The 23,947-nt window shown below is 62.0% G+C and carries 26 protein-coding genes; 11 read left to right on the top strand and 15 right to left on the bottom strand.

The window, feature by feature from the left end; genetic code table 11:
- Nucleotides 1-5: 5 nt before the first annotated feature.
- Nucleotides 6-1,169: a porin gene (locus DOM54_RS02795; RefSeq protein ID WP_110714871.1), complete on the bottom strand. Its 1,164-nt coding sequence runs from the start codon at nucleotides 1,167-1,169 to the stop codon at nucleotides 6-8.
- 242 nt (nucleotides 1,170-1,411) lie between these two features.
- On the opposite strand from DOM54_RS02795, the gene DOM54_RS02800 reads away from it, so the two are divergent.
- Both DOM54_RS02800 and DOM54_RS02805 read left to right on the top strand, forming a co-directional pair.
- Nucleotides 1,412-2,974 carry a bifunctional GNAT family N-acetyltransferase/carbon-nitrogen hydrolase family protein gene (locus DOM54_RS02800; protein WP_110707858.1) on the top strand — a complete coding sequence of 521 codons (1,563 nt, stop codon included), beginning with the start codon at nucleotides 1,412-1,414 and terminating at the stop codon, nucleotides 2,972-2,974.
- Between the two features lie 3 nt (nucleotides 2,975-2,977).
- Nucleotides 2,978-3,823: a M90 family metallopeptidase gene (locus tag DOM54_RS02805; protein WP_110714872.1), complete on the top strand. Its 846-nt coding sequence runs from the start codon at nucleotides 2,978-2,980 to the stop codon at nucleotides 3,821-3,823.
- A 380-nt stretch (nucleotides 3,824-4,203) separates the two neighbouring features.
- On the opposite strand, the gene DOM54_RS02810 is transcribed toward DOM54_RS02805, so the two are convergent.
- The 5 genes from DOM54_RS02810 to DOM54_RS02830 all read right to left on the bottom strand — a co-directional run bounded on the left by DOM54_RS02810 (nucleotide 4,204) and on the right by DOM54_RS02830 (nucleotide 7,735).
- Complete coding sequence (locus DOM54_RS02810) at nucleotides 4,204-4,878, bottom strand: class I SAM-dependent methyltransferase (RefSeq protein ID WP_110714873.1); 675 nt, start codon at nucleotides 4,876-4,878, stop codon at nucleotides 4,204-4,206.
- A 17-nt stretch (nucleotides 4,879-4,895) separates the two neighbouring features.
- Nucleotides 4,896-5,792 (bottom strand): NAD(P)/FAD-dependent oxidoreductase, encoded by an 897-nt coding sequence (locus DOM54_RS02815; protein WP_110714874.1) that lies wholly within the window; start codon nucleotides 5,790-5,792, stop codon nucleotides 4,896-4,898.
- Nucleotides 5,776-6,237 (bottom strand): Rrf2 family transcriptional regulator, encoded by a 462-nt coding sequence (locus DOM54_RS02820; RefSeq protein ID WP_110714875.1) that lies wholly within the window; start codon nucleotides 6,235-6,237, stop codon nucleotides 5,776-5,778. Before DOM54_RS02820 ends, DOM54_RS02815 begins: the two co-directional genes overlap by 17 nt.
- A 390-nt stretch (nucleotides 6,238-6,627) precedes the next feature.
- Nucleotides 6,628-7,104 (bottom strand): nuclear transport factor 2 family protein, encoded by a 477-nt coding sequence (locus DOM54_RS02825; protein ID WP_110714876.1) that lies wholly within the window; start codon nucleotides 7,102-7,104, stop codon nucleotides 6,628-6,630.
- Between the two features lie 61 nt (nucleotides 7,105-7,165).
- The gene (locus tag DOM54_RS02830) at nucleotides 7,166-7,735 is read right to left on the bottom strand and encodes a TetR/AcrR family transcriptional regulator (RefSeq protein WP_110714877.1); all 570 of its coding nucleotides are present in this window, start codon (nucleotides 7,733-7,735) and stop codon (nucleotides 7,166-7,168) included.
- 486 nt (nucleotides 7,736-8,221) lie between these two features.
- Here DOM54_RS02830 and DOM54_RS02835 point away from each other — a divergent pair, with 486 nt between their 5' ends.
- Nucleotides 8,222-9,106 (top strand): sirohydrochlorin chelatase, encoded by an 885-nt coding sequence (locus tag DOM54_RS02835; protein WP_110714878.1) that lies wholly within the window; start codon nucleotides 8,222-8,224, stop codon nucleotides 9,104-9,106.
- Nucleotides 9,107-9,148: 42 nt separating this feature from the next.
- Here DOM54_RS02835 and DOM54_RS02840 read toward each other — a convergent pair whose 3' ends face one another.
- The 3 genes from DOM54_RS02840 to DOM54_RS02850 all read right to left on the bottom strand — a co-directional run bounded on the left by DOM54_RS02840 (nucleotide 9,149) and on the right by DOM54_RS02850 (nucleotide 11,295).
- A complete protein-coding gene (locus DOM54_RS02840) occupies nucleotides 9,149-9,439 on the bottom strand; it encodes a DUF1330 domain-containing protein (RefSeq protein ID WP_110714879.1) in 291 nt (96 codons plus the stop codon).
- Between the two features lie 85 nt (nucleotides 9,440-9,524).
- Nucleotides 9,525-10,580 carry an aldo/keto reductase gene (locus tag DOM54_RS02845; protein ID WP_110714880.1) on the bottom strand — a complete coding sequence of 352 codons (1,056 nt, stop codon included), beginning with the start codon at nucleotides 10,578-10,580 and terminating at the stop codon, nucleotides 9,525-9,527.
- A gap of 124 nt (nucleotides 10,581-10,704) precedes the next feature.
- Nucleotides 10,705-11,295: a flavodoxin family protein gene (locus DOM54_RS02850; protein ID WP_110715104.1), complete on the bottom strand. Its 591-nt coding sequence runs from the start codon at nucleotides 11,293-11,295 to the stop codon at nucleotides 10,705-10,707.
- A 116-nt stretch (nucleotides 11,296-11,411) separates the two neighbouring features.
- Between DOM54_RS02850 and DOM54_RS02855 the strand changes: the two genes are divergently transcribed.
- Both DOM54_RS02855 and DOM54_RS02860 read left to right on the top strand, forming a co-directional pair.
- Nucleotides 11,412-12,317: a LysR family transcriptional regulator gene (locus tag DOM54_RS02855; protein WP_110714881.1), complete on the top strand. Its 906-nt coding sequence runs from the start codon at nucleotides 11,412-11,414 to the stop codon at nucleotides 12,315-12,317.
- A gap of 70 nt (nucleotides 12,318-12,387) precedes the next feature.
- Nucleotides 12,388-12,768 (top strand): sirohydrochlorin chelatase, encoded by a 381-nt coding sequence (locus DOM54_RS02860; RefSeq protein ID WP_206018985.1) that lies wholly within the window; start codon nucleotides 12,388-12,390, stop codon nucleotides 12,766-12,768.
- 230 nt (nucleotides 12,769-12,998) lie between these two features.
- Here DOM54_RS02860 and DOM54_RS02865 read toward each other — a convergent pair whose 3' ends face one another.
- Nucleotides 12,999-13,940 (bottom strand): AraC family transcriptional regulator, encoded by a 942-nt coding sequence (locus tag DOM54_RS02865; RefSeq protein ID WP_110714882.1) that lies wholly within the window; start codon nucleotides 13,938-13,940, stop codon nucleotides 12,999-13,001.
- Nucleotides 13,941-14,040: 100 nt separating this feature from the next.
- On the opposite strand from DOM54_RS02865, the gene DOM54_RS02870 reads away from it, so the two are divergent.
- On the top strand, nucleotides 14,041-14,805 hold the full coding sequence (locus DOM54_RS02870) for an SDR family oxidoreductase (RefSeq protein ID WP_110714883.1): 765 nt from the start codon (nucleotides 14,041-14,043) through the stop codon (nucleotides 14,803-14,805).
- Here the strand turns inward: DOM54_RS02870 and DOM54_RS02875 are convergent.
- A complete protein-coding gene (locus tag DOM54_RS02875; protein ID WP_110714884.1) occupies nucleotides 14,795-15,139 on the bottom strand; it encodes a hypothetical protein in 345 nt (114 codons plus the stop codon). The genes DOM54_RS02870 and DOM54_RS02875 overlap by 11 nt on opposite strands.
- A 5-nt stretch (nucleotides 15,140-15,144) precedes the next feature.
- Nucleotides 15,145-15,441: a YciI family protein gene (locus DOM54_RS02880; RefSeq protein WP_110714885.1), complete on the bottom strand. Its 297-nt coding sequence runs from the start codon at nucleotides 15,439-15,441 to the stop codon at nucleotides 15,145-15,147.
- A 169-nt stretch (nucleotides 15,442-15,610) separates the two neighbouring features.
- On the opposite strand from DOM54_RS02880, the gene ltaE reads away from it, so the two are divergent.
- A complete protein-coding gene (gene ltaE, locus DOM54_RS02885; protein WP_110714886.1) occupies nucleotides 15,611-16,624 on the top strand; it encodes a low-specificity L-threonine aldolase in 1,014 nt (337 codons plus the stop codon).
- Between the two features lie 10 nt (nucleotides 16,625-16,634).
- On the opposite strand, the gene DOM54_RS02890 is transcribed toward ltaE, so the two are convergent.
- Both DOM54_RS02890 and DOM54_RS02895 read right to left on the bottom strand, forming a co-directional pair.
- Complete coding sequence (locus DOM54_RS02890) at nucleotides 16,635-17,075, bottom strand: hypothetical protein (protein ID WP_110714887.1); 441 nt, start codon at nucleotides 17,073-17,075, stop codon at nucleotides 16,635-16,637.
- A gap of 68 nt (nucleotides 17,076-17,143) precedes the next feature.
- A complete protein-coding gene (locus tag DOM54_RS02895; protein ID WP_110714888.1) occupies nucleotides 17,144-18,019 on the bottom strand; it encodes a LysR substrate-binding domain-containing protein in 876 nt (291 codons plus the stop codon).
- A gap of 218 nt (nucleotides 18,020-18,237) precedes the next feature.
- On the opposite strand from DOM54_RS02895, the gene DOM54_RS02900 reads away from it, so the two are divergent.
- On the top strand, nucleotides 18,238-19,479 hold the full coding sequence (locus DOM54_RS02900; protein ID WP_240613737.1) for a TauD/TfdA family dioxygenase: 1,242 nt from the start codon (nucleotides 18,238-18,240) through the stop codon (nucleotides 19,477-19,479).
- 131 nt (nucleotides 19,480-19,610) lie between these two features.
- The gene (locus tag DOM54_RS02905; protein ID WP_420852726.1) at nucleotides 19,611-20,570 is read left to right on the top strand and encodes an ABC transporter substrate-binding protein; all 960 of its coding nucleotides are present in this window, start codon (nucleotides 19,611-19,613) and stop codon (nucleotides 20,568-20,570) included.
- 289 nt (nucleotides 20,571-20,859) lie between these two features.
- On the opposite strand, the gene DOM54_RS02910 is transcribed toward DOM54_RS02905, so the two are convergent.
- Nucleotides 20,860-21,774, bottom strand: a complete 915-nt coding sequence (locus DOM54_RS02910) for a LysR family transcriptional regulator (protein ID WP_110714889.1) — start codon at nucleotides 21,772-21,774, stop codon at nucleotides 20,860-20,862.
- 114 nt (nucleotides 21,775-21,888) lie between these two features.
- Here DOM54_RS02910 and DOM54_RS02915 point away from each other — a divergent pair, with 114 nt between their 5' ends.
- A complete protein-coding gene (locus DOM54_RS02915; RefSeq protein ID WP_110714890.1) occupies nucleotides 21,889-22,770 on the top strand; it encodes an alpha/beta fold hydrolase in 882 nt (293 codons plus the stop codon).
- Between the two features lie 7 nt (nucleotides 22,771-22,777).
- The gene (locus DOM54_RS02920; protein ID WP_110714891.1) at nucleotides 22,778-23,872 is read left to right on the top strand and encodes a tartrate dehydrogenase; all 1,095 of its coding nucleotides are present in this window, start codon (nucleotides 22,778-22,780) and stop codon (nucleotides 23,870-23,872) included.
- Nucleotides 23,873-23,947: the final 75 nt, after the last annotated feature.

The following is a 23,947-nucleotide window of genomic DNA, read 5'->3' on the forward strand; positions in this document are numbered from 1 at the left end:
TTCCCCTAGAAAATGAAGTCCAGACCGAGGCTGAAGACAGAACTCCAGCCCCCGTTCCAGTCACTGTCGTCTTGTCGCCACAGGAAGCCCGGGCTCCGCGTATCGATACGATCGAACTGCGCTTTCAGTGCCATGTTGGTGGTCACGTCGTAACGTGCCCCCAGCGACCAGGTCCGCTGATCGATATCGCTGTTATCGGGGTTGGTGGACGATGTCTCGACGCGGGATGCCACCACATAGGGTGTTACCCGGTCGATGCGATATCCCACCGAGACGAAGCCCGAGTCGATCTGTCCCTCGTGGCGGCTGGTCTGGCTGCGGTTCCACATCACCTGAACCTGCAGCGGGCCGCGATCATAGAGCGTTCCCAGGGAGAATAACCGAATCCGGTCGAAGCCAAAGATATCGCCAAGAACGGTATCCGCATCGAGAGCGAGAAACGGGATCTGCTCGATCTGGTCGGCTACGCTGCCCGAAAAGCCGACATCGGAGTGGACTTCGGTATAGCTGGTCCGGAATCGCCACGGCCCCGTCTCGTAGTCGACATGACCACCGTAGACGCTGTCGACATCGAAATCCGCGGAGAGGTCGTCGATCAGATAGATCTTGCTGCTCGAGCGCCCGGCATAGAGCTTGAGCAGCAACAGGTCGCTGCCGACCGGCTGCTTGAAGGTGACATCGCCGCCATCGATATGGGTCAGTTGCAGGATGCCGAAGTGATCCACCGGCGGCCGCGCCCATGGGTAGGCGTAACCGACGTAGCGCGAGTCGGCGAGCTGATACACGTCCCACCCCAGCCGCCCGACGCGCAACTGAACGCTGGGATCCGGCCGGTAACGCAGGAACGCCCAACTCACCTCGGGGCGATAGTTGCCGTCCTGTCCATAGCGGCTGATGCCCTGCACCACCGCATCCAGCTCATCGGTAAAGCGATAGCCGACCTGGGCGCCGAGCAGCCAATCGTTGCGCGCGCTCCAGCCCTTGTCAGCGCCCTTGGGCTGGCTGATGTCGCGAATGAAGCCAGCATCGCCCTGATTGCTGTGTACCAGCCCCAGGGTGCCGAAGCCGCTGAACGTCAGTCGGCCATCGTCCGTCAGCGGCCGGGCCTCGGCGACGACGCTCGTCACCGACAGCATCAGCCCCAGGCAGACCGGAAGTAATCGTCTCATGCAGCATCTCCGGCGGCGCGTTCGACCTGTCGCCGTCGCAAAGAAAAATTAGGTTCGCGGGTAACATTGTCGGCAGGCCGGCGTCTTTCTGAAGGGTCGATTAGCCGAGGTTCGATGATTCAGATCCCGATACTGCGGGGGCGCGGGGAACTCGGCGTGTTAGACTTTGTCATTAAACGCCCGGTGGTCAGAGCCTGGTTGGCGACGCCCTATTTCTTTTCCCGGATGGAGTCAGGCGCTCAATGTCTTTGGAAGAACTGCACCTCAATCTGCGCAACCTCACGCCCGAGGACTACCCGCAGCTCAAGCGACTGATGGATGCCGTCTACGACGACATCGGCGGCGCCTGGTCGAAGCTCACGATCGACAAGCTGATCGGCGAGTTCGCCGACGGCCAGATCATCATCGAGGACGACGGCAAGATCGTCGGTGTCGCGCTGACGGTGCTGGTCGACTACGACCGCTTCTCCAACCCGCACAAGTACGACGAATTGATCGGGCATCGCGAGATCATCCTCAACGACGCCAACGGCGACGCGCTCTACGGGCTCGACGTCTTGATCGATCCGGCCTACCGCGGCTATCGCCTTGGCCGACGCCTCTACGAAGCCCGCAAGGACCTGTGCCGCTCGATGAACCTGCGCGCGATTCTCGCCGGCGGCAGGATTCCCAATTACCACCAGCACGCCGACGAGATGACCCCCGCCGAGTACATCGATCGGGTCGCGCGCAAGGAGTTCTACGACCCGATCCTGTCGTTCCAGTTGGCCAACGATTTCCTGGTCAAGCGCCTGCTGACCAAGTATCTGCCCGAAGACGAGAAGTCGATGGGCTACGCCACCCTGCTCGAATGGAACAACATCCTCTATGAACCGGCCAGCCGGATCATAGAGACCCGCCGCACCCAGGTTCGCGTCGGCGCGGTGCAGTGGCAGATGCGCGAATTCGACTCGGTGGAAGCGGTGCTGCAGCAGGTCGAGTTCTACGTCGACGCGATCTCCGACTACCAGAGCGATTTCGCGGTCTTCCCGGAGCTGTTCAACACCCCGCTGATGGGGTTGACCGACCAGACCGATCAGGTCGCCGCGATCCAATTCCTGGCCGGCTTCACCGAGCGCTTCAAGACCGAGATCTCGCGCATGGCGATCTCCTACAACATCAACATCGTGGCCGGTTCGATGGTCGAGCTGGGCGAGGATGGCAAGCTCTACAACGTTGCCTACCTGTGCCACCGCGACGGCGAGATCGATCGCCAGGCCAAGCTGCACATCACCCCACAGGAGCGGCGCGACTGGGTGGTCGAGGGCGGCGATGAGCTGCAGGTGTTCGAGACCGATGCCGGCCGTGTCGGCATCCTGATCTGCTACGACGTGGAGTTCCCGGAGCTGCCGCGGCTGCTGGCCGAGCAGGACATGGATATCCTGATCGTGCCGTTCTGGACCGATACCAAGAACAGCTACCTGCGGGTGCGCCACTGCGCCCAGGCCCGCGCGATCGAGAACGAGTGCTACGTGGTGGTCTGCGGCAGCGTCGGCAACGTGCCCTCGATCGAGAACCTGGACATCCAGTACGCCCAGTCATCGGTGTTCTCGCCGTCGGACTTCGCCTTCCCCCACGATGCGGTGCTGTCGGAAACCACGCCCAACACCGAAATGGTGATGTTCTCGGATCTCGACCTGACCAAGCTCAAGCTGGTGCGCTCCGAAGGCGCGGTGACCAACCTCAAGGATCGCCGTCTCGACCTGTTCGATCTGCGCCTGCGCGACTGGTCGTGGAAATCCGGGGCGCGCCAGGAAGAGAACTGATCGATGGGCTTGCGGAGTGGTTCGTGGAAAGCCTGGTGGGGCCGCCGGCGCGATGCCCGACAACGCTCGCGCCAGCCGTTCGACCCGGAGGCGTGGCGACCGATTCGCCACGGCCTGCCGCTGCTGGCCGATCTCGACGACGCCGCTGCCGAGCGTCTCGGTCCGCGCGCCTGGCAACTGCTGCAGAGCAAGCGCTGGGTAGCAGGTGACGGGGCCGAGATCGACGATGCCGCCCTGCTCGCCATCGCCGCCCAGGCCAGCCTGCTCACCCTGGGCTGGTCGGATCGCGACGCCAGCGCCGCCTTCGACAACGTCACCGAGATCATCCTGCTGCCCGACGCCTTTCATCGCCACGTCGAGGAGATGGACGACTTCGGCGTGATGCACGAATACGTCGACGAGCGCGCCGGGGAAACCTCCTGGCGCGGCCCGGTGGTGCTGGCAATTCCCGATGTCGCCGAAAGCGGCGACTACACCGGCTACAACGTCATCATTCACGAGTTCGCCCACAAGCTCGACCTGGGCAACTCGCAGGATGTCGACGGCTTTCCCCCGCTCGCCGCCAACAGTGATGTCACCACCCAGGAGTGGCATCGCGTCTTCACCGCGGTGTGGGACGATCTGCAGGCCCACCTCGCCCGCGACGAACCCACCCCCATCGACGACTACGCCGCCACCCACCCCGGCGAATGCTTCGCGGTCTGCTGTGAACTCTTCTTCACCGCCCCGGATCAACTGGCCGCCGTCTATCCCGCCCTGCTCGACCTCCTGAACCGCTACTTCCGACAGGAACCGCTGGTGCGATTTGAGCGCCGTCAAGCGGCTGGGGCCGATCAGCCTCAGGATTGATCCTTCACTACTCCCCGATGCTTATCGCCCCATATCAGTTACCGCGTCCTACTGACCATAACGCCCAAGCCAACCCTGACTAGAGAATTGGTCTTAGAGGCGTTACGCGGAGGAAACATTGGTACAGATACCAATCAGGCGGTGCGGCGAGAAAACGCGGCTAGGGGATTGGCATAAGAAGATCAAGGCGGCTTGCGACCCATTGCAGCAATTCGCGCTATTTAGCACGCCCTCGTAAAGCATACCTAGCACCAGAAAAAGGCACTTATCATTAAGTTAGCCATTGTGACCTGTACGTATACAGAGGCTCGACTCAAAATTCGGCCAAGTGACCTGCCACGGTCACGATTCAGGCTCGAGCCCGAGCCATTGCCACTGGCTCAGTCTCGTACACCCACCCAGCCTTTGAACGTAAAAGCGGCAAAAAAGAGCTGCACCGCGCCGAAGCCGGCTTCTCGGAGCACCCCTTCGTCTTCCCACGGACTGAGGACGGGTAGGCGGGTCTTCATCGTCTCGATCCCCTGCTCGGCCTGCGATGGTGCCACGCCTCGAGAAATCAGGAGGTCGGCGTTGCGGCGTAGCCAGAGATCGGACTGGGCATCGTCGTTGGGGAAACTGTGATGCGCGACGACCAGCGGTGCACCAGATCGAAGAAGGCGGCCGAGTGAGCATAGCGTCCGTAATCGTTCATCACGCGCCAGGAAATGCAGCGTGAGAAGACAAACCGCGCCATCGAACGGCCCCTCGGGCGCATCGTCGATATAGCCTTCGTGAAGGGCAACCCGGTCCATCAGATCGCCGACCGTCTCGCGTGCCTGGTCGAGCATCACCGACGACGGATCCACGCCGTCGAATCGCCAGCCCGGATAGCGCTCGGCCAGCGCGCGCAGCTCCAAACCGCCGCCGGCCCCGAGCACCAGGATGCGACCCGATGCTGGCACGCGCTCGGCCAGCAAAAGCCCGGTCATCCGATGCAGGTCATGCAGCGCTGGTACGTGTTGCGTCACGCGCTCAGCATAGGTCGCGGCATCGCCGGGATGTTGTGGGATGGTCATTTGTTGTCTCTCCGGTTTCAGGCGTCGGGCCAGACGAGCGAGAAATGCACCTGGGCCCCGGCCATCGCACCGCTGCCGATGGCCAGTGAGACCGAGTGTGGCATGTCGGTCACGTCACCGCAGGCATAGATACCGGGGATCGTGGTTTGTTGGGTGGCGTCGGTTCGGAGCATCGTGCCCAAGGGCGTTTCTTCCAGTTCGCAGCCGGCGCGAACTGGCGCATCGCTGACGGGCGAGACGGTCGTCGAGACGAACAGACCGACAAAAGAAAGCAGCCGGCCATCGACGAGACGAACATTGGCCTCGCCCTCAAGCCGTTCGATCGCCGTGTTTTCGATGGTGACCCCGCTCGCTTGCAGCGCGTCGCGCTTCGTATCGTTCAAGGCGGTCGCATCATTCGGGAGGAAAGTGATCGTGCCCCACTCGGTCAGCAGTTCGGCCTGGTGCGCGGACATCGGGCTACTGCCGAGAACCCCGATCGGCCCTTGGTCAAGCTCGTAGCCGTGGCAGTAGGGACAGTGGAAGACCGAACGGCCCCAGCGCGCCTCAATGCCCTCGATGGCCGGTAGCGTATCTCGAACGCCGGTGGCAAAAAGAATACGGCGACCCGGATGGATCTGACCACGACGCAGAGACACTTCGAAATTATCCCGGACTCCGCTGACCGATACCGCTTCGTCATCAACCCAAACCAGATCTGGATACATCGCCAGTTGCTCGCGTGACTCGACCACGATCTGGTTTGACGGTATACCGTCCCGGCCGAGAAATCCGTGCGTATGGCGGGCGAAACGATTGCGGCGCATACCGGCGTCGATGACGAGCACGCGCCGTCGCGCACGCAGCAACTGTAACGCGGCCGCCATTCCGGCATAGCCGCCGCCGATGACGATGACATCATGCATCTTGTTCATGCTCCTTGTGATGTGAATTCCGAACCGTGTGCCGCCGAGCGAAGTCGTCGGCCAGATCGGCGAGTGTGACGTGCGCCATACGCTTGAGCAGGAGAGCTTGGACCTCGGCAAACGTTTCATCGAGTGCAGCATTGACCGACTGCTCCACGAGACAGTCGGGTGCTTCATGGCGATGGCCGATGGCGAAGACGTCCGGCTCGCCGAGCGCGTTATGCAAATCACGCAATGTGATGGCGGCAAGGTCCGAGGCGATACGCCAGCCTCCCGCGTGACCCCGATCGGACACAACGATTCCGGCCCGACGCAGGAAGCCCATGGTGCGGCGTACCACGACCGGGTTGGTATTCAGGCATCGGGCCAACTGCTCGGACGTCATCGGATCGTCGAGTTCGGCCATGTGCAGCAGTGCGTGGAGGACTGAGGAAAGGCGGCTATCTCTTTTCATGTAACCTATCATGTTACATATAGGTTTATTATTCAAGACGGCAGTGGATTAGAGATCCATGCCGTTGAGAGACTCTTGAAACCAGCCGCTCAAGATCAAGCTCTAGCGATCGTCGCGATAACACTAAACCTTGAAGACAAAGACGTCTAACAGGCCAAAAAAACGAATAACCGCGTTGATATGTGCGCTAGTTCTGATGAACCCTATGCCAGCTCATGGCCGGAGGCAGCCGATAGCAAGAGACTGCTGCTGGCCGAAAGTTGCTGATAGTCAGGCCACCAAAATCGAAGCTAATGTTCGAAAATACGCTACCCAAGCAACCTGCCAGAAGTTTCACTGCTCATCACTCCAGCCCCTTGGTGTATGAAGGGGCTGGGGTGGTCAGTGTAATTACAGGCCCAGCTCTGTCAGGCCTGGGTGATCATCAGGGCGGCGCCCCAGTGGCCAATGGAATTTGCGTTCGTCTTCCCTGATAGGCATGTCATTGATGCAGGCGAATCGACGGTGCATCAGACCATCTGCTTCAAATTCCCAGTTTTCGTTGCCGTAAGAACGGAACCAGTTGCCCGAATCATCGTGCCATTCGTAGGCATAACGCACGGCGATGCGATTGTCGGTAAAAGCCCAGAGCTCTTTGATCAGACGATAATCCAGCTCTTTTTTCCATTTGCGCGTGAGGAAGCTTTTAGCTTCTTCGCGATTGGTAGCGAACTCGGTGCGGTTACGCCATTTGGTGTCCAGCGTATAGGCAAGCGAGACCTTCTCAGCATCGCGGCTGTTCCAGCCATCTTCAGCGAGTCGTACTTTTTCAACCGCGGTTTCGCGAGTGAAAGGAGGAAGTGGCGGGCGAGTTTGGGCATTAGACATGATGGTGTCTCCAAGTAAAGTGGATCGGTCAGTTGAGTTAGCGTATTTGAAGCTCAGGCCCTTAGCGCGAAGCCTGTTTTAGCAGCAACTGCGCGACTTCCCTTGCGCTGCCCGCGGCGCTGTAGTCGCCCATGACTCGTGCCATGGTAATTGCGCCTTCCACTAGTACCAGCAACTGTTTAGCTAACAGAAACGGCTGTTCGGTACTCAACTGCTCGGTTAATTCAAATATATAATCCAACAACTTTTTCTTATGCAGTTTTGCAATTTGGCGAACGGGATCATCTGGGTCACCAACTTCTCCGGCCGTATTGATGAACGCACAACCACGGAACCCTTCTGACTCGAACCAGCCTTTGAGCACGGTGAACATATTCAGGATACGATCCTGCGGGGTACCCCCCTTGTCGCATTCAGTTCTGAACCAGTACATCCACCGTATATCCCGAACCTTCAGCACCGCTTCCGCCATGTCATCTTTGGTAATAAAGTAGCGATAAATACTTTTCCGAGATACTCCTGAGGTTTTCACTAGAAGGTCCATGCTTGTGGCGTAGATCCCATTCTGATAAATCAGCTGGTCGGCGGTCGCCAGGATCTTTTCACGGGTATCTGCAGGGGCTTTTTTCACGGGAAGACCAGTAGTCGGGAGCGTGTAGATCCATGGTAGAACGATCGTTCTCCTCGATCAAGTATCACCTGAACAAATTTTCTAACCTCATGGCACTGCGTTATGTCCCTCCTCTGGGGCAGACGAGGATGTGACAGTCAATTTCCTCATCGAAAGACATAGCAGGGGCGACCTCGGTTGAGCGAGCGTCGGATGCGCGTCCGCGTGAACAAGGGGGTTGAGCTAAGGATAAATGGGGGCATAGCTGCGTTAATCTCATAGCTCCGCATGTCTGCTCTTTGCCGAAAGCGGACCAACTAGCTATTTCACCTGATCAGACCATTCAAAAGGCTACCCAGTTTCCCAATAGGGAAAACCAGAGCGCCATAGGCCCACCGCTTCGCTATTTTTCCCTATCGGGAAAACCCGGTTATGCTGGTTTCGTGTCGGCTCGTCTTGCCGCGAAAGGCTTGATTTGACACCCATCTGCGCCAGCTTTGAGGTCCCATGCGAAAGATTCTGCTCGTTGACAACGGTTCCCTGCGCCCTGCCGCGACGCTCAACCTGCGTCGCCTTGCCGACGCCTTGAGCCAGGCCACGGGCGAGGCGGTCGAGGCCGCATCGCTGCTGCACTCGTTCAAGATTCCGCCCGAGCAGCTCGGCGGGCAGAAGGCCGTCTCGGTAGGGCCGCTGGCCGAACGATATGCGGCCGAGGGCGTAACCGAGCTACTGATCCTGCCCTTCTTCTTCGGGCCCAGCCAGGCGCTGACCCGCTACCTGCCGGAGCGTCTGGCCGAGGTGCAGGCCAGCTACCCGCTGCTGTCGGTGAAGGTCGCCCCGCCACTGGTCGATACGCTGCTGGCACCGGATCTGCGCCTGGCGCAACTTCTCGCCGATAACGTGCGCGAGCGCATTAGCGGCCAGTCCCGGCCCAAGGTGGTGCTGGTCGATCACGGCAGCCCGATTCCGGAGGTCTCGGCGGTACGCAACTACCTGACCGGGCAACTGAGCGCGCTGCTGGCCGATGAGGCCGAGTGTGTGACCTTTGCCTCCATGGAGCGCCGCGAGGGCGATGCCTATCGCTTCAACGAGCCGCTGCTGGAGGATCTGCTGGCCTCCCCCGCCCTGGCCGAAGGTGACGTGATCCTCTCGATGCTGTTTCTTTCGCCGGGCCGGCACGCCGGTGAAGGCGGCGATATCGCCGAGATCTGCGCCCAGGCGATGTCTCGCGCCCCTGGCCTGAATGTCGTGACGACCCGGCTGGTGGGCGAGAACGACGCCATCCTGGAACTTCTCGCCACCCGCCTGCAGCAGGCGCTGGCCGGCGGGCCGCTGCTGATAGAGATGCCCGCGAGACAGGTCTCTACTTGCGCTCTCCGCCCCCACTCATGAGTCTTGCCTAAACGCCCCCCTTTGGCGACATCGCAGTCCAGATCAGGAAGTCCCCTCGACAATGACAAAGGTTCCGGTAGCGGCTTCGGCACGCAGAACCTTGGCGGCCTGGTAGTCAGGGCTTTCATAGAACCGCTTGGCCTCGGAGAACGACTCGAACTCAAAGATCACATGTCGCTCATGGGCCTCGCCTTCGAGATTTTCATAAAGCCCCGACGCTGCAATGACCTTCGGGCTGAAACTCTTCATGGCGTCATCGGCGGCTTTTGCATAAGCGGCGTAGACCGTTGCATCCGTAATACTGACATGTCCGATCAGATAACCTTTGGGCATAGTAATATCTCTTTCGCTGCGGGTGTATTGCCTTCGATGCAGAGCGTGGTGATGCCTGACAATGTCGAAGGTACAGAAGCCGATGCTAGTTCGACGCGACAGGCGTAAAAGGTTGCGGGTACCTAGTCGCGTCCTGATGATCGATCATCCAACCGGGATACTCGGGAGGTAGCGCACTTACGGCCTCAAGCCGGGCAAGCTCCTCCTCGGTGAGAACGACATCGACCGCGCCGAGATTATCTTCGAGCTGTCCGACTCGCTTGGCGCCGATAATGACACTGGTGACATGCGGCTTGGCGAGTAACCAGGCGAGCGCGGTCCGAGCGACCGAAATGCCCCGCGCGTCGGCGATCGCACGCATTTCGGCAACACACGGCCAGGCGCGATCAAGATTGACCGGGGGAAAATCGAAATGACTACGTCGTGAACCTTCTTCGGTGGGCGCCCCGGGGCCGAATTTTCCAGACAATAAACCGCCAGCCAGTGGCGACCAGACCAGCAGCCCCATTTGCTCCTCGGTCACGAGTGGCACCAGGTCACGTTCAACGTCACGCCCGGCGATCGAATAATAAGCCTGGACCGTCTCGAAACGCGTGGCATGAAGTGCAGCACTCAACCCGAGCGCTTTACCGATCTTTCCAGCGCGCCAATTCGAGACGCCGACGTACCGAACCAGCCCCTGTCGGATGAGATCGTCGAGGGCATGCAGCGTTTCTTCGATTGGCGTGACAGGATCGCTGGCGTGAATCTGGTAAAGATCAATATGGTCCACCTGCAGCCGTTCCAGGCTTTGCTGCACCGAATCGATGATATGCCCGCGAGACGCCCCCTGTTGGTTGGGCTTCGGGCCCATCACACCGCCAGCCTTCGTCGCCAACACGACGTCGCTACGGGGTACGCCGAGGTCTCTCAGCGCCTGCCCGACAACACGTTCAGATTGGCCAAAGGAGTAGATATCGGCGGTATCGATGAAGTTGACTCCCTCGGCCAGCGCGCGCTCGATCAACTGGTTCGCCTCGTTTTGCCTGACCGCACCGATCGACTTCCACATGCCGGCATCGGCGTTGCCGCCCAACGTCATGGTGCCGAGGCACAGCTCGGATACATACAGGCCGGTGCGGCCCAGTTGCTTATACTTCATGATCTTTTCCCTCTGGATGGGCTGAACAAACACCCAAGAGCCCACTCTCTCTCTCGCAGCCCGCGCACTAGCCTTTTATGAAAAAAACCTGCGCTCGCCGACTTTTCAGACAGCGCCACGGATTTCAGTGGCTAGAGTATTTTCCTGCCTTGAACTGCCCGGCGATCAGAGCGACGCGCGCGCCATAGCAGCGTGCCGTCTCGAGATCCCCAGGCGACATCTCTTGAGGTGACGCGTCGGCAGGCGTCTGCGCCATGGGCCCGATATAGGAGCCCATACGATTGAGATCATCTCGCTTCGAGGCCTTCACGTTGGCCGGTTTGATATCCATGCTGACCCAAATGCCGCCGTGCTGCCCGGCTAACAGAAAGAAGTATTCCAGCGTATTCAGCTTGTCGCCGTTGACACTGGCACTGTTAGTGAAGCCGCCGAAGATCTTGTTTTGCCACCGACCTTCGAACCACGGCTTCGATGAGGTATCCGCGAACTTCTTGAACTGCCAGCTTGGACCGCCCATATAGGTGGGGGAGCCAAACAAAATCGCATCTGCCTCGGCCAGCGTATCCCAGGCTTTATCGTCGATGTTGCCGTCGGGATCGATCGCAACCAGCACGGCATCGGCGCCTTCAGCAATAGCTTTCGCCATACGCTCGGTATGTCCATAGCCAGAGTGGTAGACGACGACTGTGTTAGTCGATGGTGTTCGTTGCGTCATGTCGGCTCTCTCCATTTCATCGTCCTTCAGGGACAATATGGAAAATGAATTTACTGTGTCGCCACGGAGTTATAAATTACGCGGAATAGAACGCACTGTTACACTTTTGGTGAACAATGAAGAATCTCGACGCCCTTTTGATCTTTTCCCGTGTCGCCGAAATGACGAGCTTCACTCGTGCCGCCGAGAGCCTGGGTATTCAAAAGGGGCGTGTTTCAACGGCGATTCGTGAACTCGAGCGGGATGTCGGCGCGACTCTCCTGCATCGGACCACGCGGCGGGTCCAACTGACTGAAGAGGGACGCGCCTTCTATTCACGTGCACGCGACCTGCTGGCCGAAGTACAAGAATTACAGTCAATGTTCGCAGATCAAGCGGGGCTTCTACGGGGGAGACTGCGGGTCGACATGCCAACCGAATTGGCGCAAAGCGTCGTGATACCCGCATTACCTCAACTGATGGAAACGCACCCCGAGTTGGAACTGGAACTTTCCAGCACGGACCGGCGTGTCGATCTCGTCGAGGAAGGATTCGATTGCGTGATCCGCCTGGGCCCGATCATCGATGAGACGCTGGTGGCTCGGCCACTTGGCAAGCTGCGCATGATCAATGCTGCGAGCCCTGGCTATCTCGCGGACTACGGCATGCCAAACACGCTCGATGACCTGCAAAGCCAGGGTCATCGGATGATTCACTATACCCAAACGCTCGGTACCCGGCTTGCCGGATGGGAATATCCGGACGGCTCCAGCTATGCGACGCTTACGCTGCCAAGCGCGATACACGTCAATAGTGTGCAGACCTATCACGCGGCTGGACTGGCGGGGATGGGATTGATCCAGGCGGGATATTTGTCGCTCGCGCATCACATCCAACGGGGTGCGCTAATAGAGGTTCTGCCAGATCTGCGCCCCGAGCCTCTCGCCGCGTCGCTCGTCGTGGCCCATCGGCGTAATCTGTCGCAGCGCGTCAGAGTCTTCATGCATTGGATCGAGACAGTGCTGAAACCCTACTTCGATTGACCGCCAGCTATCGTGACCCAACCAGCAGTAACATATCGACGCCGATCACTCTCATGACAAGGCCAACTTCATGAGCGACCTTCGCGGCGACACCATCCCCCGCCCCAGCGCAGAGATGCGCCGGATCATGTTCGATACGCCGTGGGACGGCGCCTATCGCTTCAACGAGCCGCTGCTGGAGACGTTGCTGGCTTCGCCGGCCCTGGCCGACGGCGACGTGATCCTCTCGATGCTGTTTCTTTCGCCGGGCCGAGACGCCGGTGAAGGCGGCGATATCGCCGAGATCTGCGCCCAGGCGATGTCTCGCGCCCCTGGCCTGAACGTCGTGACGACCCGGCTGGTGGGCGAGAACGATGCCATCCTGGAACTCCTCGCCACCCGCCTGCAGCAGGCGCTGGCCGGTGGGCCGCTATTGATGGAACTGCCGGCGATCAGCACAAAGGACGACTGACCCGCACCTCGGCTGGGGAAGGAGTGTTTGCCGCAGTTCTCTACTTCATCGCCGCCAACACGCGCTCGAACTCCTCCCGCTAGGCCTTGGCATATTGCGCCGGATCGGTGGGGAACCGCCCTAGCTCTACCGCGAAATCGAAGAAGCGCCGAGCCGGTAGTGTTTTTGCGAGTCATTGGATGGCGCCCGATGTAAGCATCCAACTTTTGTCCGTAAGCAGTCCAAGGTCGTCACTGACCCTGATCCTGTGACGACTGATCTGATTTCGCTTCTAGCGGCTTTATGTCATTGGCGTACCGCGTCGGCGGCGTGCCAACGTGGCGCGTGAAGGCAACGCTGAAGGTGCTCGCCGAACTGTAGCCAACCCGCTCGGCAACATCGGCGATACGACTCTGATCGTTTCTCAACATTCGCTTGGCCAGCGCCATGCGCCAGGCGAGCAGATACGCCATCGGCGCAAGGCCGACCGTCTGCTTGAAGCGCTCGAAGAAAGCCGACCGTGACAACGCCGCCTGCCGCGCCAATTCTGCCACCGTCCACGCGTGTGTCGGCTCGGCGTGCATGGCGCGTATCGCGTTCGCCAGGCGATTATCGGCGAGCCCGAGCACCAGGCCGGGCGAGGCCGCTGTTTCTCCGGTGACTCGCAGCGCTTCGATCATCAATACTTCCAGCAGCCGCGACAGCACCATATCGCGCGCCGGCCGATCGGCGCGCGACTCTTCGCTGACAAGCTTGACCAGCATCGCCAGTCGCCGCTGATCGCGAATATGCACGCGTTGCGGCAACAGCGAGACCAGCAACGCCGCGTCGGGCGATTCGAAATGACAATGGCCGATCAGCATGCGCACATCGGGCGCCGCATCCGCCGCGCCGAGCCGGAATACGCCGTCGCCGATGGCGACCGGCCAGTTCTCGACATCGAGTGGCGGTGGCGGATGACTGGACGCGACGATGTCCTGCGCCGATGGGGCCAGCAGGAAATCACCGGCAGTGAGATGGATCGGTTCCCCGGCACCGGGGGAGGAGAGGCACTCGCCTTCCAGCACGACGCAATAGAACAAGTCGCCCGGATCACTGCGGCGCACGCGCCAAGGCCCGCAACCGACGATCAGCTTGGAAAACCGCATGCTGGGCTGCAGCAGGGAAACCACCTCGGCCAACGGATCGATCATGATCGGACTCTCGCCAATGAAATTTGGATTATGGATTGTAGTGAGTGCGGTCAGTGACGCCTATCGTGTGTGGCTCAATGTTCGGATCAAAGGAGTTCCCATGAAGACGGTTCTGATCACGGGTTGTTCGTCCGGTTTCGGCTTGGAGATCGCGCGGTATTTTCTCGAGCGCGACTGGCATGTCATCGCCACCATGCGCACGCCGCGCGCGGATGTATTACCGACCTCCGATCGTCTACGCGTGCTTGCACTCGACGTGACCGATCCCGCCAGCATAGCCGCGGCCGTCGACGCCGCCGGCCCGATCGACGTACTGGTCAACAATGCCGGCGTGGGCGCGGCCGCACCGTTCGAGCTCACCGACCCGGACCTGGCACGTGCGCTGTTCGAGACCAACACCATCGGTACCATGGCGATGACCCAAGCCTTCCTGCCGCAATTTCGTGCTCGGGGCGCCGGCACCATCATCAATGTGACCTCGAGCGTCACGCTCAAGGCATTGCCGCTGCTATCGATGTATACGGCCAGCAAGGCCGCGGTGAATGCGTTCTCGGCGTCATTGGCTATCGAACTTGCACCGTTCGGCATCGGTGTGCGCGTGGTGCTGCCGGGCCGTTCGCCCGAGACGCAGTTCGGTGACAACGCGCATCGTCACGGGCTGGAGAGTGCTGACTACGCGGATCTGATTCAGCAGACGATCGCCCGGATCAGCGACGAATCGGGCCCGGTCACCTATGCGCGGGATGTAGCCGAGGCGGTCTGGCGTGCGGCAACCGATCCGGCCGCGCCGATGCGCATTCCCGCAGGTGCAGACGCCCTTGAATGGGCGCGGGAAGCTGGCCTCCCAACGACTCCTACGCCATAGCCACCAGCACGCGCTCGACCTCCTGCCGCCAGACCTCGGCCTGCCGTGACGGCTCGGCGGGAAATCGCCCCAGATCCACCGCGAGATCGAAGAAACCCTGCGCCGGGAGCCCTTCCCCACGGCGGCTGACGACCATTGCGGCGATAAAGGGCCGGCCATGCTGGGCATCCTCGCGCATCGTGCTCTCCAGTGCCTGGGCGACACGCTGGATGGTGCGCGGCGGTTGCAGGGCCAATGCCTCGGCGAGTTGCTGGTAGGTCAGCGGCAGAGTCTGGCGAGGCGCCGTCTCTAGCAGCTGGCGAACCTGCGCGGGCAGGAGTTGAGCGTCGGTCATGGTTCTCAGGCGTTCGGATCGAAGAGTTTCACTTCGCGAATGTCGACGCGCTCCCACACCCGCCCGGTCATATAGGGCTCGCTCTCGAGCCAGGCATCCAACGCCTGCCGGTCGCTGAAGCAGAAGTGGGCATTGGAGCCGATCATCCTGCCTTCATCATTCAGGATCGCACCGCCGCTGAGAAACTTTCCCTGTTTGGCCAGTTCACGAACCCCTGCCAGATGCGCATCGCGACTGGCCAGCCGGCGATCGAGCGCCTCGGCGTCGGTATAGTCATAGGCCACCACGGCGTACTGTTTCATGCGCCTCTCCTGTCGTTTAGACGTTCTCGAAGATGATCTGCATCATGCGTCAGCCCTCCTGACGAGACAAATCGGCACTGGCGATGACAATCCTGGGTTCCGCAACGCGCCATCATTGCCGCTACAATCCTTCAACCACTCAAGTCCCCCGCGCAAAAGGCCAAATGCCATGATCGATCTCCGCAGCGATACCGTCACCCGCCCCAGCGAGGCGATGCGCCAGGTGATGTTCGACGCCCCGCTGGGTGACGACGTCTGGGGCGACGACCCGAGCGTGGCGCGCCTGGAAGCCTATACTGCCGAGCGCACCGGCAAGGCGGCAGCACTGTTCTTCCCTTCCGGCACCCAGAGCAATCTGGTGGCGCTGTTGAGCCACTGCCAGCGCGGCGACGAGTACATCGTCGGCCAGCAGGCTCACACCTATCGCATGGAGGGCGGTGGCGCCGCGGTGCTGGGCGGTATCCAGCCGCAGCCGATCGAGAACGAGGCCGATGGCACCTTGCCGCTGAAGAAGATCGAGGCCGCCGTCAAACCGATCGATCCACACTTCGCGCGCACGCGCCTGCTGACGCTGGAGAACACCTTCCACGGCCAGGTCCTGGACGCCGGCTATGTCGAAGCGGCCACGTCCCTGGCCAGGCGCTTCGGCCTGGCGACTCACTTGGACGGGGCGCGAATCGGCAATGCGGCGGCGGCGACCGGTGCCAGCCTGAAATCGCTGTGCTCGCCCTTCGATACGATCTCGATCTGCTGCTCGAAAGGGTTGGGGGCTCCGGCGGGATCGGTACTGGTCGGGGCTGCCGATTTCATCGAGACGGCGCGGCGCTGGCGCAAGGTGGTCGGCGGCGGCATGCGTCAGGTCGGCATGCTGGCGGCGGCGTGCGAATACGCGCTGGCGCATCAGCTCGCGCCGCTGGTGGAAGACCACGCCAAGGCCGAGCGTCTGGCGGCGGGCCTGGCGGAGATCGACGGCATCACGGTGACCGCACAGGCCACCAACATGGTGTTCGTCGAATTCACTCGCGCGGCGCTCGACCCGGCCGACCTGCACGCCTGGCTGAAAGCGCGCGACATTCTGGTCGGCGCGCTCTACGCGCCGCGCTTCGTCACCCACCGCGATGTCTCGATGGCCGATATCGACCGCGTCGTCGACGTGGTTGGCGAGTATTTCAGACGCGGCTGAGGCGGTTCGCTCAGTTGAGCTGAGTCGACGAGGAGGAGCTGGGGCGAGTCGGTGTCGACGGCGAGCTGGCGCCGCCGCCGGGGGCATCCTGAGCGCCGCCATCGCCGGCCGGGGCACTGGGGTCGCAGTTCCGCCGCGCGGTGGAGAGGGTCGAGCCGCCATCGTTGCCGTGGCAGATCGAGCCGCCACCGCTGGGCCGCTGTTCTCGCGTTTCCCGCGGATAGGTCAGTCCGGGGCTGACGTGGACATCCAGGCGCTTGGGCACGTAGTCGGCGCGTCCGTCACGGTCGTTGTCCGGCAGCCTGACGCGGTGGCCGGTCTGGGGATCGACGACGGAGACGCCATCGGCGACGACGGGAGCGCTGACCAGCGTCGCGCTGGCCACGATCAGCGCGAGACAGGTCGCGATCAGCGTGTTGCGGCGCTTGGCGGGCGTGAAGAGCGTGCGCATGGTCCACCTCCGGTGAGAATCTGCTGCGTCAGCATAGTGTAGCGCCCGCCGCGATTCCGGGCGCGGATTCACGGCGGGGACTCGCTGGTCTGGGAGAGCCACTCCCACAGCGCCGCCGCCGCCGGCCGCAGCTGCCGACGGCTGGGCCGGACCAGCCAGAAGGCTTCGTCGGTCGGCATGTCGAGTTCGAACGGTGCCACCAGATCGCGGCTGGCCTCGAGCAGGCGGCGATGCGACAGCGCGATACCGCCGCCGTAGGAGGCCAGGGCCAGCGTGGTCACGTGGGTATCGCAGATCATCGCCTGGCACCGGTGCTCGAGGCCGGCGAACCCCGCTTCCACCAGCCAGCGCGGCCAGCCGGCGGCGAATCCCGCCGCGTGCAGCAGCGTCTTGCCGGCGAGATCCTCGGGCGTCTCCAGTTCCGCCGCCAGCGCGGCCGAGCAGACCGGCAGCAACCGCTCTTCGCCCAGGCACTCCGCCGTCACGTCGTTCCAGTCGCCATGGCCGTAGCGAATCTCCAGATCCGCCCCTTCGGCGCCGAAATCGTCCGCCCAGATCGCACTGACCAGGCGCAGGGTGATCTCTGGGTGCATCCGCTGGAAGTGGATCAGCCTCGGCGCCAGCCAGGTCTGCTGCATGGCCGGCGTGGCGCGCAGCGTGACTGGTGCCCCCGGACTGGGACCGAAGACTTCCGAAGTGCCTTCGGCAAGACGGGTGAAGGCACCCTGCACGCTGGGCAACCACGCCTGTCCGGCGGGGGTCAGCGCCAGGCTGCGGGGATAGCGCACGAACAGCGACTGCCCGACGCGATCCTCCAGCAGCCGGATGCGCTGGCTGATCGCCGACTGGGTGACACCGAGCTCCCGCCCCGCCTCGGTGAAGCTCAGCGTTCGCGCTGCCGCCTCGAACGCCTGCAACCACAGTACCGGGGGAAGTTCGGACATCTCGTTTCCTGAAAGCGTCTTGCGGAAGGGGGCTGGCTGCAATCGCGTTACCGAAATCAGCCGTTGGGCTAATAGACAAAGCCGGTCATTAGCCAAGCTTGGCCTTAGCGTCCAGATTAATCGTTTGTCATGGCCTGAAGCAATCCGCATCCTAGTGAAACGCAATAACACACGTTACTAACGAAGATGGCCGCGACAGCCATCGAGGAAGTGCCCTTTTGTCATCCGCTCTTTTGTCATCCGGAGGCGCCTTCAACGACGCTCTGACTGCTCGTCAGGGCCAGACGCCCATCGATATGGCCGAACTGCGCCGCTATCGCCAGGGCGGTGGCGCGCCGGCCGCCACGCTGGATAGCGTGACGCGCCAGGCACGTCGCCTGACGCTGACCTGGTCCGACGGCCGTACCGGCCAGTTTCCGATGATGTGGCTGCGTGACCACTGCGCCTGCGACCAGTGCCGCCACCCGCTGACCCGTGAGCGCCTTTACAAGCTGCTGGACGACCCTCTGTGGGAGCGCTTCGACGGCGATGACGCGCTGGCCTCTTTCGAGTTCGGTGCCAATGCACTGACGCTGACCTGGCAGGATGGCCACGTGTCGCGCTTCGATGCCGGCTGGCTCTATCAGCGCTGCCCCGGACAGGAACTCGCCACGCTGCTGCCGACACCGACGCCGTGGCCGACGCGCTTCACGCCGAGCCACGTCAGCCATGCCGACTTCGTCGATGGCAGCGACGGCCGCAGCCGCTGGGCCAACGCCCTGCTGCGTGACGGTCTGGTCATGCTCGACCAGGGGCCGTGCGAGCTGGAGGAAGTCTCACGCATCGCCGAGAGCATCGGCCCGATGCGCTCGACCAACTTCGGCGGCCGGTTCGACGTGCGCTCGGTCCCCAATCCGAACAATGCCGCCTATACGGCGATCGGCCTCGAACTGCACACCGACCTGCCCAACTGGCGCCAACCGCCGGATATCCAGTTGCTCTACTGCCTGGAGAACGACGCCGAGGGCGGCGAGTCCAGCTTTGCCGACGGCTTCGCCGCCGCCGAGACCCTGCGGGCGGAAAATCCCGAGGCCTTCCGGGTACTGTCGGAAACGCCCATCGACTTCCGCTTCCAGGACGACGGCCACGATATCGCCGTGCGCGAGCCGGTGATCGATCTGGATGGCGAAGGCCGCCCCCGCGAGATCCGCTTCAACAACTGGATTCGCGACACCTTGAGCCTGCCGTCGGATCAAATCGAGGCGTGGTATGACGCCTATCGTGCGTTGTGGCAGATTCTGCGTCGCCCCGAGGGCCGGGTGGAACTGACGCTGGAACCCGGTCAGATGGTCGCCTTCGACAACCGCCGCGTGCTGCACGGCCGCAACGCCTTCGACCCCAATACCGGCAAGCGCCATCTCCAGGGCACCTATCTCGACCTGGACATGCTGCAATCACATCTGCGCGTGCTGTCGAGATGAACCCCACGGCACGGCGTTGATACGAGCCGCCCGACGTCATCACTGCATGACCGGGCGGCTCTTCCGCGTGTATCCCCGGGACATTCTGGCCAGGGGACATACGCCCACTAGGGAACGACAGGAGACAACAAATGAAACGACCGCAGACGATTTCCGCCCTGACGCTGACCACCGGTTTGATGATGAGTGCCGGCGTGATGCTGGCCGGCACGGGTTCGGCAGTGGCGGCTGACGAAGCCATCAACTTCGGCGTCCCGTCCTGGCCCGGGATCACCGTGAAGACCGAGATCGCCCGCCAGTTGCTGGCGCCGCTGGGCTATCAGGGCAAGGCCCAGGAGATAGGTCTGCAGGTGATCTATCAGGGGCTGGACTCCGGCGACGTGGACGTCTTCCTGGGCGCCTGGCTGCCAGCCCAGAACCCGATGCTGGAGCCACTGGAAGCCGATGGCAGTATCACCCGCCTGGCCACCAACGTGACCGGCGCACAGATGACGCTGGCGGTGCCGGACTATGTCTACGACAGCGGGGTCACCTCCTTCGCCGATCTCGACGCCCATCGCGACGAGTTCAACGGCGAGATCTACGGGTTCGGTGCCGGCTCCGCCGCCAGCGAAATCCTCAACAAGGCGATCGAGGACGATACCTGGGGCCTGGGGGACTGGACCCTGGTCGACACCAGCACCGTCGGCATGCTGAGCGCCGCCAAGAGCCACATTGCCAACGAGGAACCCATCGTCTGGGTCGGCTGGACACCGCACTGGATGAACCTCGAGCTGCCGATGCACTACCTCAGTGACTCGAAGAACCTGTTCGGCGAGGGCAACGGTGCCAGCGACGTGCGCACGCTGATGGCAAGCGACTACGCCGAGGCCAACCCGAATCTGGTGACCTTCTTCGACCAGTTCTCGTTTTCCGCCGAGGAGCAGAGCTGGATGATCAAGCAGTACGGTCAGGAGGAGAAGCCGATGGAAGAGGTCGCCACGACCTGGATCGAGGACCATCCGGATCGCATCGAGGCCATGATGGAGGGTGTCACGACCCGCGGGGGCGAGCCGGCCTGGGACGCGGTGCGGGAAAAATTCTCGTTGTAGATCAGGACCTCGGGGAGCGCCGTCGTGCCATGGGCTGACATGGCAAAAAACCGTTACAAATTCGTGGCGATTTTTTTGTCTTCGCCCGGAACTAATGGAACAGGGCCGACTCTGAGTAGGTGTTCCCTTGAATGATCCCTTACTTGCCCACCATCCCCTGGTGGGCATTTTTTTGCCCTGCCATTCCTGGCGTCCACCCTTTGTGTCGTCGCTGGCGCGACGCAAAAATCTTCCCCGACATTTCCTGTCCGGCTGTCTGGCATTGGCCCCTGGCGCCGTGTCCTTCCGATCAAGGCAGCGGCGGCACTCGCCCCGCCATCTCGGCCATCATGAAATCGACGAACTGCCGAATCCGGGCACTGTCCCTAGCCCGTTCGGCATAGAGCAGGTGGAAATCCGCCCGGATCCCCCGCCACTGCGGCAGCACCTGCGTCAGCTCGCCACTTGCCAGATGCTCGTGAACGTCCCACCAGGAGCGTAACAATACCCCGTGGCCATCGAGCGCCATGCGCGTCATCGCCTCGGCATCGTTGCTCGCCAGCCGGCCATGGACACGAATGGCACGCCGGGCGCGGGTGTCATCGGCAGCCTCGAACCGCCATAGCGAGTAATCGGTATCATTCTCCCGCACGATCAGGCAGCGGTGGTGAGCCAGGTCCTCCAGTCGTTCGAGCCTGGGCGCGCTCGCCAGATAACCGGGTGCGGCACAGAGTATCCGGCGATTGGCTAGCAACCGCCTGGCGATCCAGCGCGACGCCGGGGGCTCGCCCACCCGAATGTTGATGTCGAATCCCTGCTCGTCGAGGCCGACCGGAAAGCTGGTCAGCTCCAGCAGCAGTTCCAGTTGAGGGTGACGCGAGGCAAAGCGCGAGATCAGCGGTGCCACATGACGCCGGCCAAAGCCGAAGGTGGCGTTGATTCTCAGTCGCCCAGAGAGCACGGCGCCCTGGTCCCGCAGCGAATTTTCCAGATCGCCCAGGTCATCGAGGATCATCGCTCCGCGCTGCAGATAGCGCTCACCCTCCGCTGTCAGCGATAACCGGCGCGTCGTTCGCGCCGCCAGCGACACGCCGAGGCGTCGCTCGAGCTGTTGCAGCCGCTTGCTGACCGCCGAGAGTGACAGCCCCAGCTCCCGGGCCGCGCCGGTCAAGCTGCCGGCCTGCGCGACCCGCTGAAAGAAGGCCAGATCATCGACCGCGGACATCGAATTCTCCACTTGAACGCAACAGTGGTTTCGATCTTAACCGGATTATCCCGAATCCGGCAGCGTCTACACTGATCTCGGCGACCCCACGAACCCAGGAGCGAGGCCAGGCCGATGTTCGAAGGATTTCGCGAATTCGATATCGAGGTAGAACCGAACATCGCCATTCATGGCGTGATCGGGGGCGCAGGCCCGGCGCTGCTGTTGCTTCATGGCCATCCGCAGACCCATGTCATCTGGCATCTTCTCGCCCCCAGACTCGCCGAGCACTACACCGTGGTCGCGAACGACCTGCGCGGCTATGGGGATTCCGGCAAGCCGGAGGGAGACGAACAGCACCTCAACTACAGCAAGCGCCGGATGGCACATGATCAGGTCGCGGTCATGCGGGCGCTGGGGTTCGAGCGGTTCTTCCTCTGCGGGCACGATCGCGGCGGACGAGTCGCACACCGACTTGCGCTGGATCACGCCGATCGGGTGATCAAGCTGGTGGTGCTGGATATCGCGCCAACGTTGGCGATGTACGAAGCCACCGATCTCGTTTTCGCCACGGCCTACTGGCATTGGTTCTTCCTGATTCAACCCCGGCCGCTGCCGGAATCCTGGATCGAAGCCGCACCCGGCGATTATGTCACCCGGATCATGGGGGGCCGCCATGCGGGGCTAGGCCCGTTCGCCCCACGCGCTATTGCCGAGTATCAACGCTGCCTGGCGCTCCCGGGGGCAGCCCATGGCCTGTGCGAGGACTATCGGGCCTCCCGCACCATCGACCTGGAGCACGATCGCGCCGACCGCGATGCCGGCCGGCATCTTCAGGTTCCGCTGGCGGTGTGGTGGGGCGAGCACGGCGTGATCGAGCGCTGCTTCGATGCCGTAGGCGAATGGCGGGCGGTTTCCAGTCACGGCGTCGAGGGTGGCGCCCTGCCCTGTGGCCATTATCTTCCCGAGGAAGCGCCGGATGCGCTCTTCCAGCAACTCACCCACTTCATGAGGTAAGCCAGTCATGGCTCAAAACGCTGTTAAAGCCAATACCCACAAGATCGCCGTCATCGCCGGCGACGGCATCGGCACCGAGGTGGTTCCGGAGGGGCTGCGCGCGCTGGAGGCAGCCGCCAGACGCTTTGATATCCGCCTCGAGTTCGAGCACTTCGAATTCGGCAGCTGCGACTACTATCTCGAGCACGGCAAGATGCTGCCGGATGACTGGTTCGAGACGCTCTCCGGTTTCGATGCCATTTTCTACGGCGCGGTAGGCTGGCCGGACAAGGTGCCGGACCACATTTCGCTATGGGGCTCCCTGCTGCAGTTCCGGCGCCACTTCGATCAGTACATCAACCTCCGGCCCTGTCGCCTGATGCCAGGGATCAAGAGCCCGCTGGCCGACCGCGAGCCCGGTGACATCGACTTCTACGTGGTGCGGGAAAATACCGAGGGTGAGTATTCGAGCATCGGTGGCAAGATCTTCGAAGGCACCGATCGTGAGACGGTCATGCAGGAGACCGTGATGACACGCACCGGGGTCGATCGGGTGCTGAAATACGCTTTCGAGCTGGCGCAGAGTCGACCGCGCCGGAAACTCACCTCCGCGACCAAGTCCAACGGCATCTCGATCACCATGCCGTATTGGGACGAGCGGGTGAAAGCGACGGCCGGGAAGTATCCTAACGTCAGCGTCGATCAGTTCCACATCGACATCCTGACCGCCAATTTCGTGCTCCACCCGGACTGGTTCGATGTCGTCGTTGCCAGCAACCTGTTCGGCGACATTCTCTCCGACCTCGGCCCCGCCTGCACCGGCACTATCGGTGTCGCGCCCTCGGCGAATATCAATCCCGAGGGCAAGTTCCCGAGCCTGTTCGAACCGGTCCACGGCAGCGCCCCGGACATTGCCGGCAAGGGTATCGCCAACCCGATCGGCCAGATCTGGTGTGGCGCGATGATGCTAGAGCACCTGGGCTACAAGGAGGCGGGCGATGCGATGGTCAGCGCGATCGAGCAAGTCCTGGCCAGTGATGACAAATCGGCGCTCACGCCAGACCTGAAAGGGAAAGGCACAACCCGAAGCCTCGGCGAGAAGATCGCCGCAGCGATTGGCTGAAGCATGACAGGCGGCGGCGATTCGGGTCGTCGCCGCTGTCAATGATGACATCGCTGTGATCGACGGCAGCAAGCC

The organism is Salinicola acroporae, assembly GCF_003206615.1.
Lineage (GTDB): Bacteria > Pseudomonadota > Gammaproteobacteria > Pseudomonadales > Halomonadaceae > Salinicola > Salinicola acroporae.

What these genes read in the sequence shown, in the direction of transcription:
- DOM54_RS02820 (WP_110714875.1), bottom strand. Translation starts at nt 6,237, where the DNA reads ATGAAAAGAGATAGCCGCCTTTCCTCAGTCCTCCACGCACTGCTGCAC.
- DOM54_RS02915 (WP_110714890.1), top strand. Translation starts at nt 21,889, where the DNA reads ATGTTCGAAGGATTTCGCGAATTCGATATCGAGGTAGAACCGAACATC.
- DOM54_RS02850 (WP_110715104.1), bottom strand. Translation starts at nt 11,295, where the DNA reads ATGACGCAACGAACACCATCGACTAACACAGTCGTCGTCTACCACTCT.
- DOM54_RS02855 (WP_110714881.1), top strand. Translation starts at nt 11,412, where the DNA reads ATGAAGAATCTCGACGCCCTTTTGATCTTTTCCCGTGTCGCCGAAATG.
- DOM54_RS02845 (WP_110714880.1), bottom strand. Translation starts at nt 10,580, where the DNA reads ATGAAGTATAAGCAACTGGGCCGCACCGGCCTGTATGTATCCGAGCTG.
- DOM54_RS02800 (WP_110707858.1), top strand. Translation starts at nt 1,412, where the DNA reads ATGTCTTTGGAAGAACTGCACCTCAATCTGCGCAACCTCACGCCCGAG.
- DOM54_RS02865 (WP_110714882.1), bottom strand. Translation starts at nt 13,940, where the DNA reads ATGATCGATCCGTTGGCCGAGGTGGTTTCCCTGCTGCAGCCCAGCATG.
- DOM54_RS02805 (WP_110714872.1), top strand. Translation starts at nt 2,978, where the DNA reads ATGGGCTTGCGGAGTGGTTCGTGGAAAGCCTGGTGGGGCCGCCGGCGC.
- DOM54_RS02875 (WP_110714884.1), bottom strand. Translation starts at nt 15,139, where the DNA reads ATGACCGACGCTCAACTCCTGCCCGCGCAGGTTCGCCAGCTGCTAGAG.
- DOM54_RS02870 (WP_110714883.1), top strand. Translation starts at nt 14,041, where the DNA reads ATGAAGACGGTTCTGATCACGGGTTGTTCGTCCGGTTTCGGCTTGGAG.
- DOM54_RS02890 (WP_110714887.1), bottom strand. Translation starts at nt 17,075, where the DNA reads ATGCGCACGCTCTTCACGCCCGCCAAGCGCCGCAACACGCTGATCGCG.
- DOM54_RS02920 (WP_110714891.1), top strand. Translation starts at nt 22,778, where the DNA reads ATGGCTCAAAACGCTGTTAAAGCCAATACCCACAAGATCGCCGTCATC.
- DOM54_RS02810 (WP_110714873.1), bottom strand. Translation starts at nt 4,878, where the DNA reads ATGACCATCCCACAACATCCCGGCGATGCCGCGACCTATGCTGAGCGC.
- DOM54_RS02905 (WP_420852726.1), top strand. Translation starts at nt 19,611, where the DNA reads ATGAAACGACCGCAGACGATTTCCGCCCTGACGCTGACCACCGGTTTG.
- ltaE (WP_110714886.1), top strand. Translation starts at nt 15,611, where the DNA reads ATGATCGATCTCCGCAGCGATACCGTCACCCGCCCCAGCGAGGCGATG.
- DOM54_RS02825 (WP_110714876.1), bottom strand. Translation starts at nt 7,104, where the DNA reads ATGTCTAATGCCCAAACTCGCCCGCCACTTCCTCCTTTCACTCGCGAA.
- DOM54_RS02860 (WP_206018985.1), top strand. Translation starts at nt 12,388, where the DNA reads ATGAGCGACCTTCGCGGCGACACCATCCCCCGCCCCAGCGCAGAGATG.
- DOM54_RS02910 (WP_110714889.1), bottom strand. Translation starts at nt 21,774, where the DNA reads ATGTCCGCGGTCGATGATCTGGCCTTCTTTCAGCGGGTCGCGCAGGCC.
- DOM54_RS02880 (WP_110714885.1), bottom strand. Translation starts at nt 15,441, where the DNA reads ATGAAACAGTACGCCGTGGTGGCCTATGACTATACCGACGCCGAGGCG.
- DOM54_RS02815 (WP_110714874.1), bottom strand. Translation starts at nt 5,792, where the DNA reads ATGAACAAGATGCATGATGTCATCGTCATCGGCGGCGGCTATGCCGGA.
- DOM54_RS02795 (WP_110714871.1), bottom strand. Translation starts at nt 1,169, where the DNA reads ATGAGACGATTACTTCCGGTCTGCCTGGGGCTGATGCTGTCGGTGACG.
- DOM54_RS02835 (WP_110714878.1), top strand. Translation starts at nt 8,222, where the DNA reads ATGCGAAAGATTCTGCTCGTTGACAACGGTTCCCTGCGCCCTGCCGCG.
- DOM54_RS02840 (WP_110714879.1), bottom strand. Translation starts at nt 9,439, where the DNA reads ATGCCCAAAGGTTATCTGATCGGACATGTCAGTATTACGGATGCAACG.
- DOM54_RS02895 (WP_110714888.1), bottom strand. Translation starts at nt 18,019, where the DNA reads ATGTCCGAACTTCCCCCGGTACTGTGGTTGCAGGCGTTCGAGGCGGCA.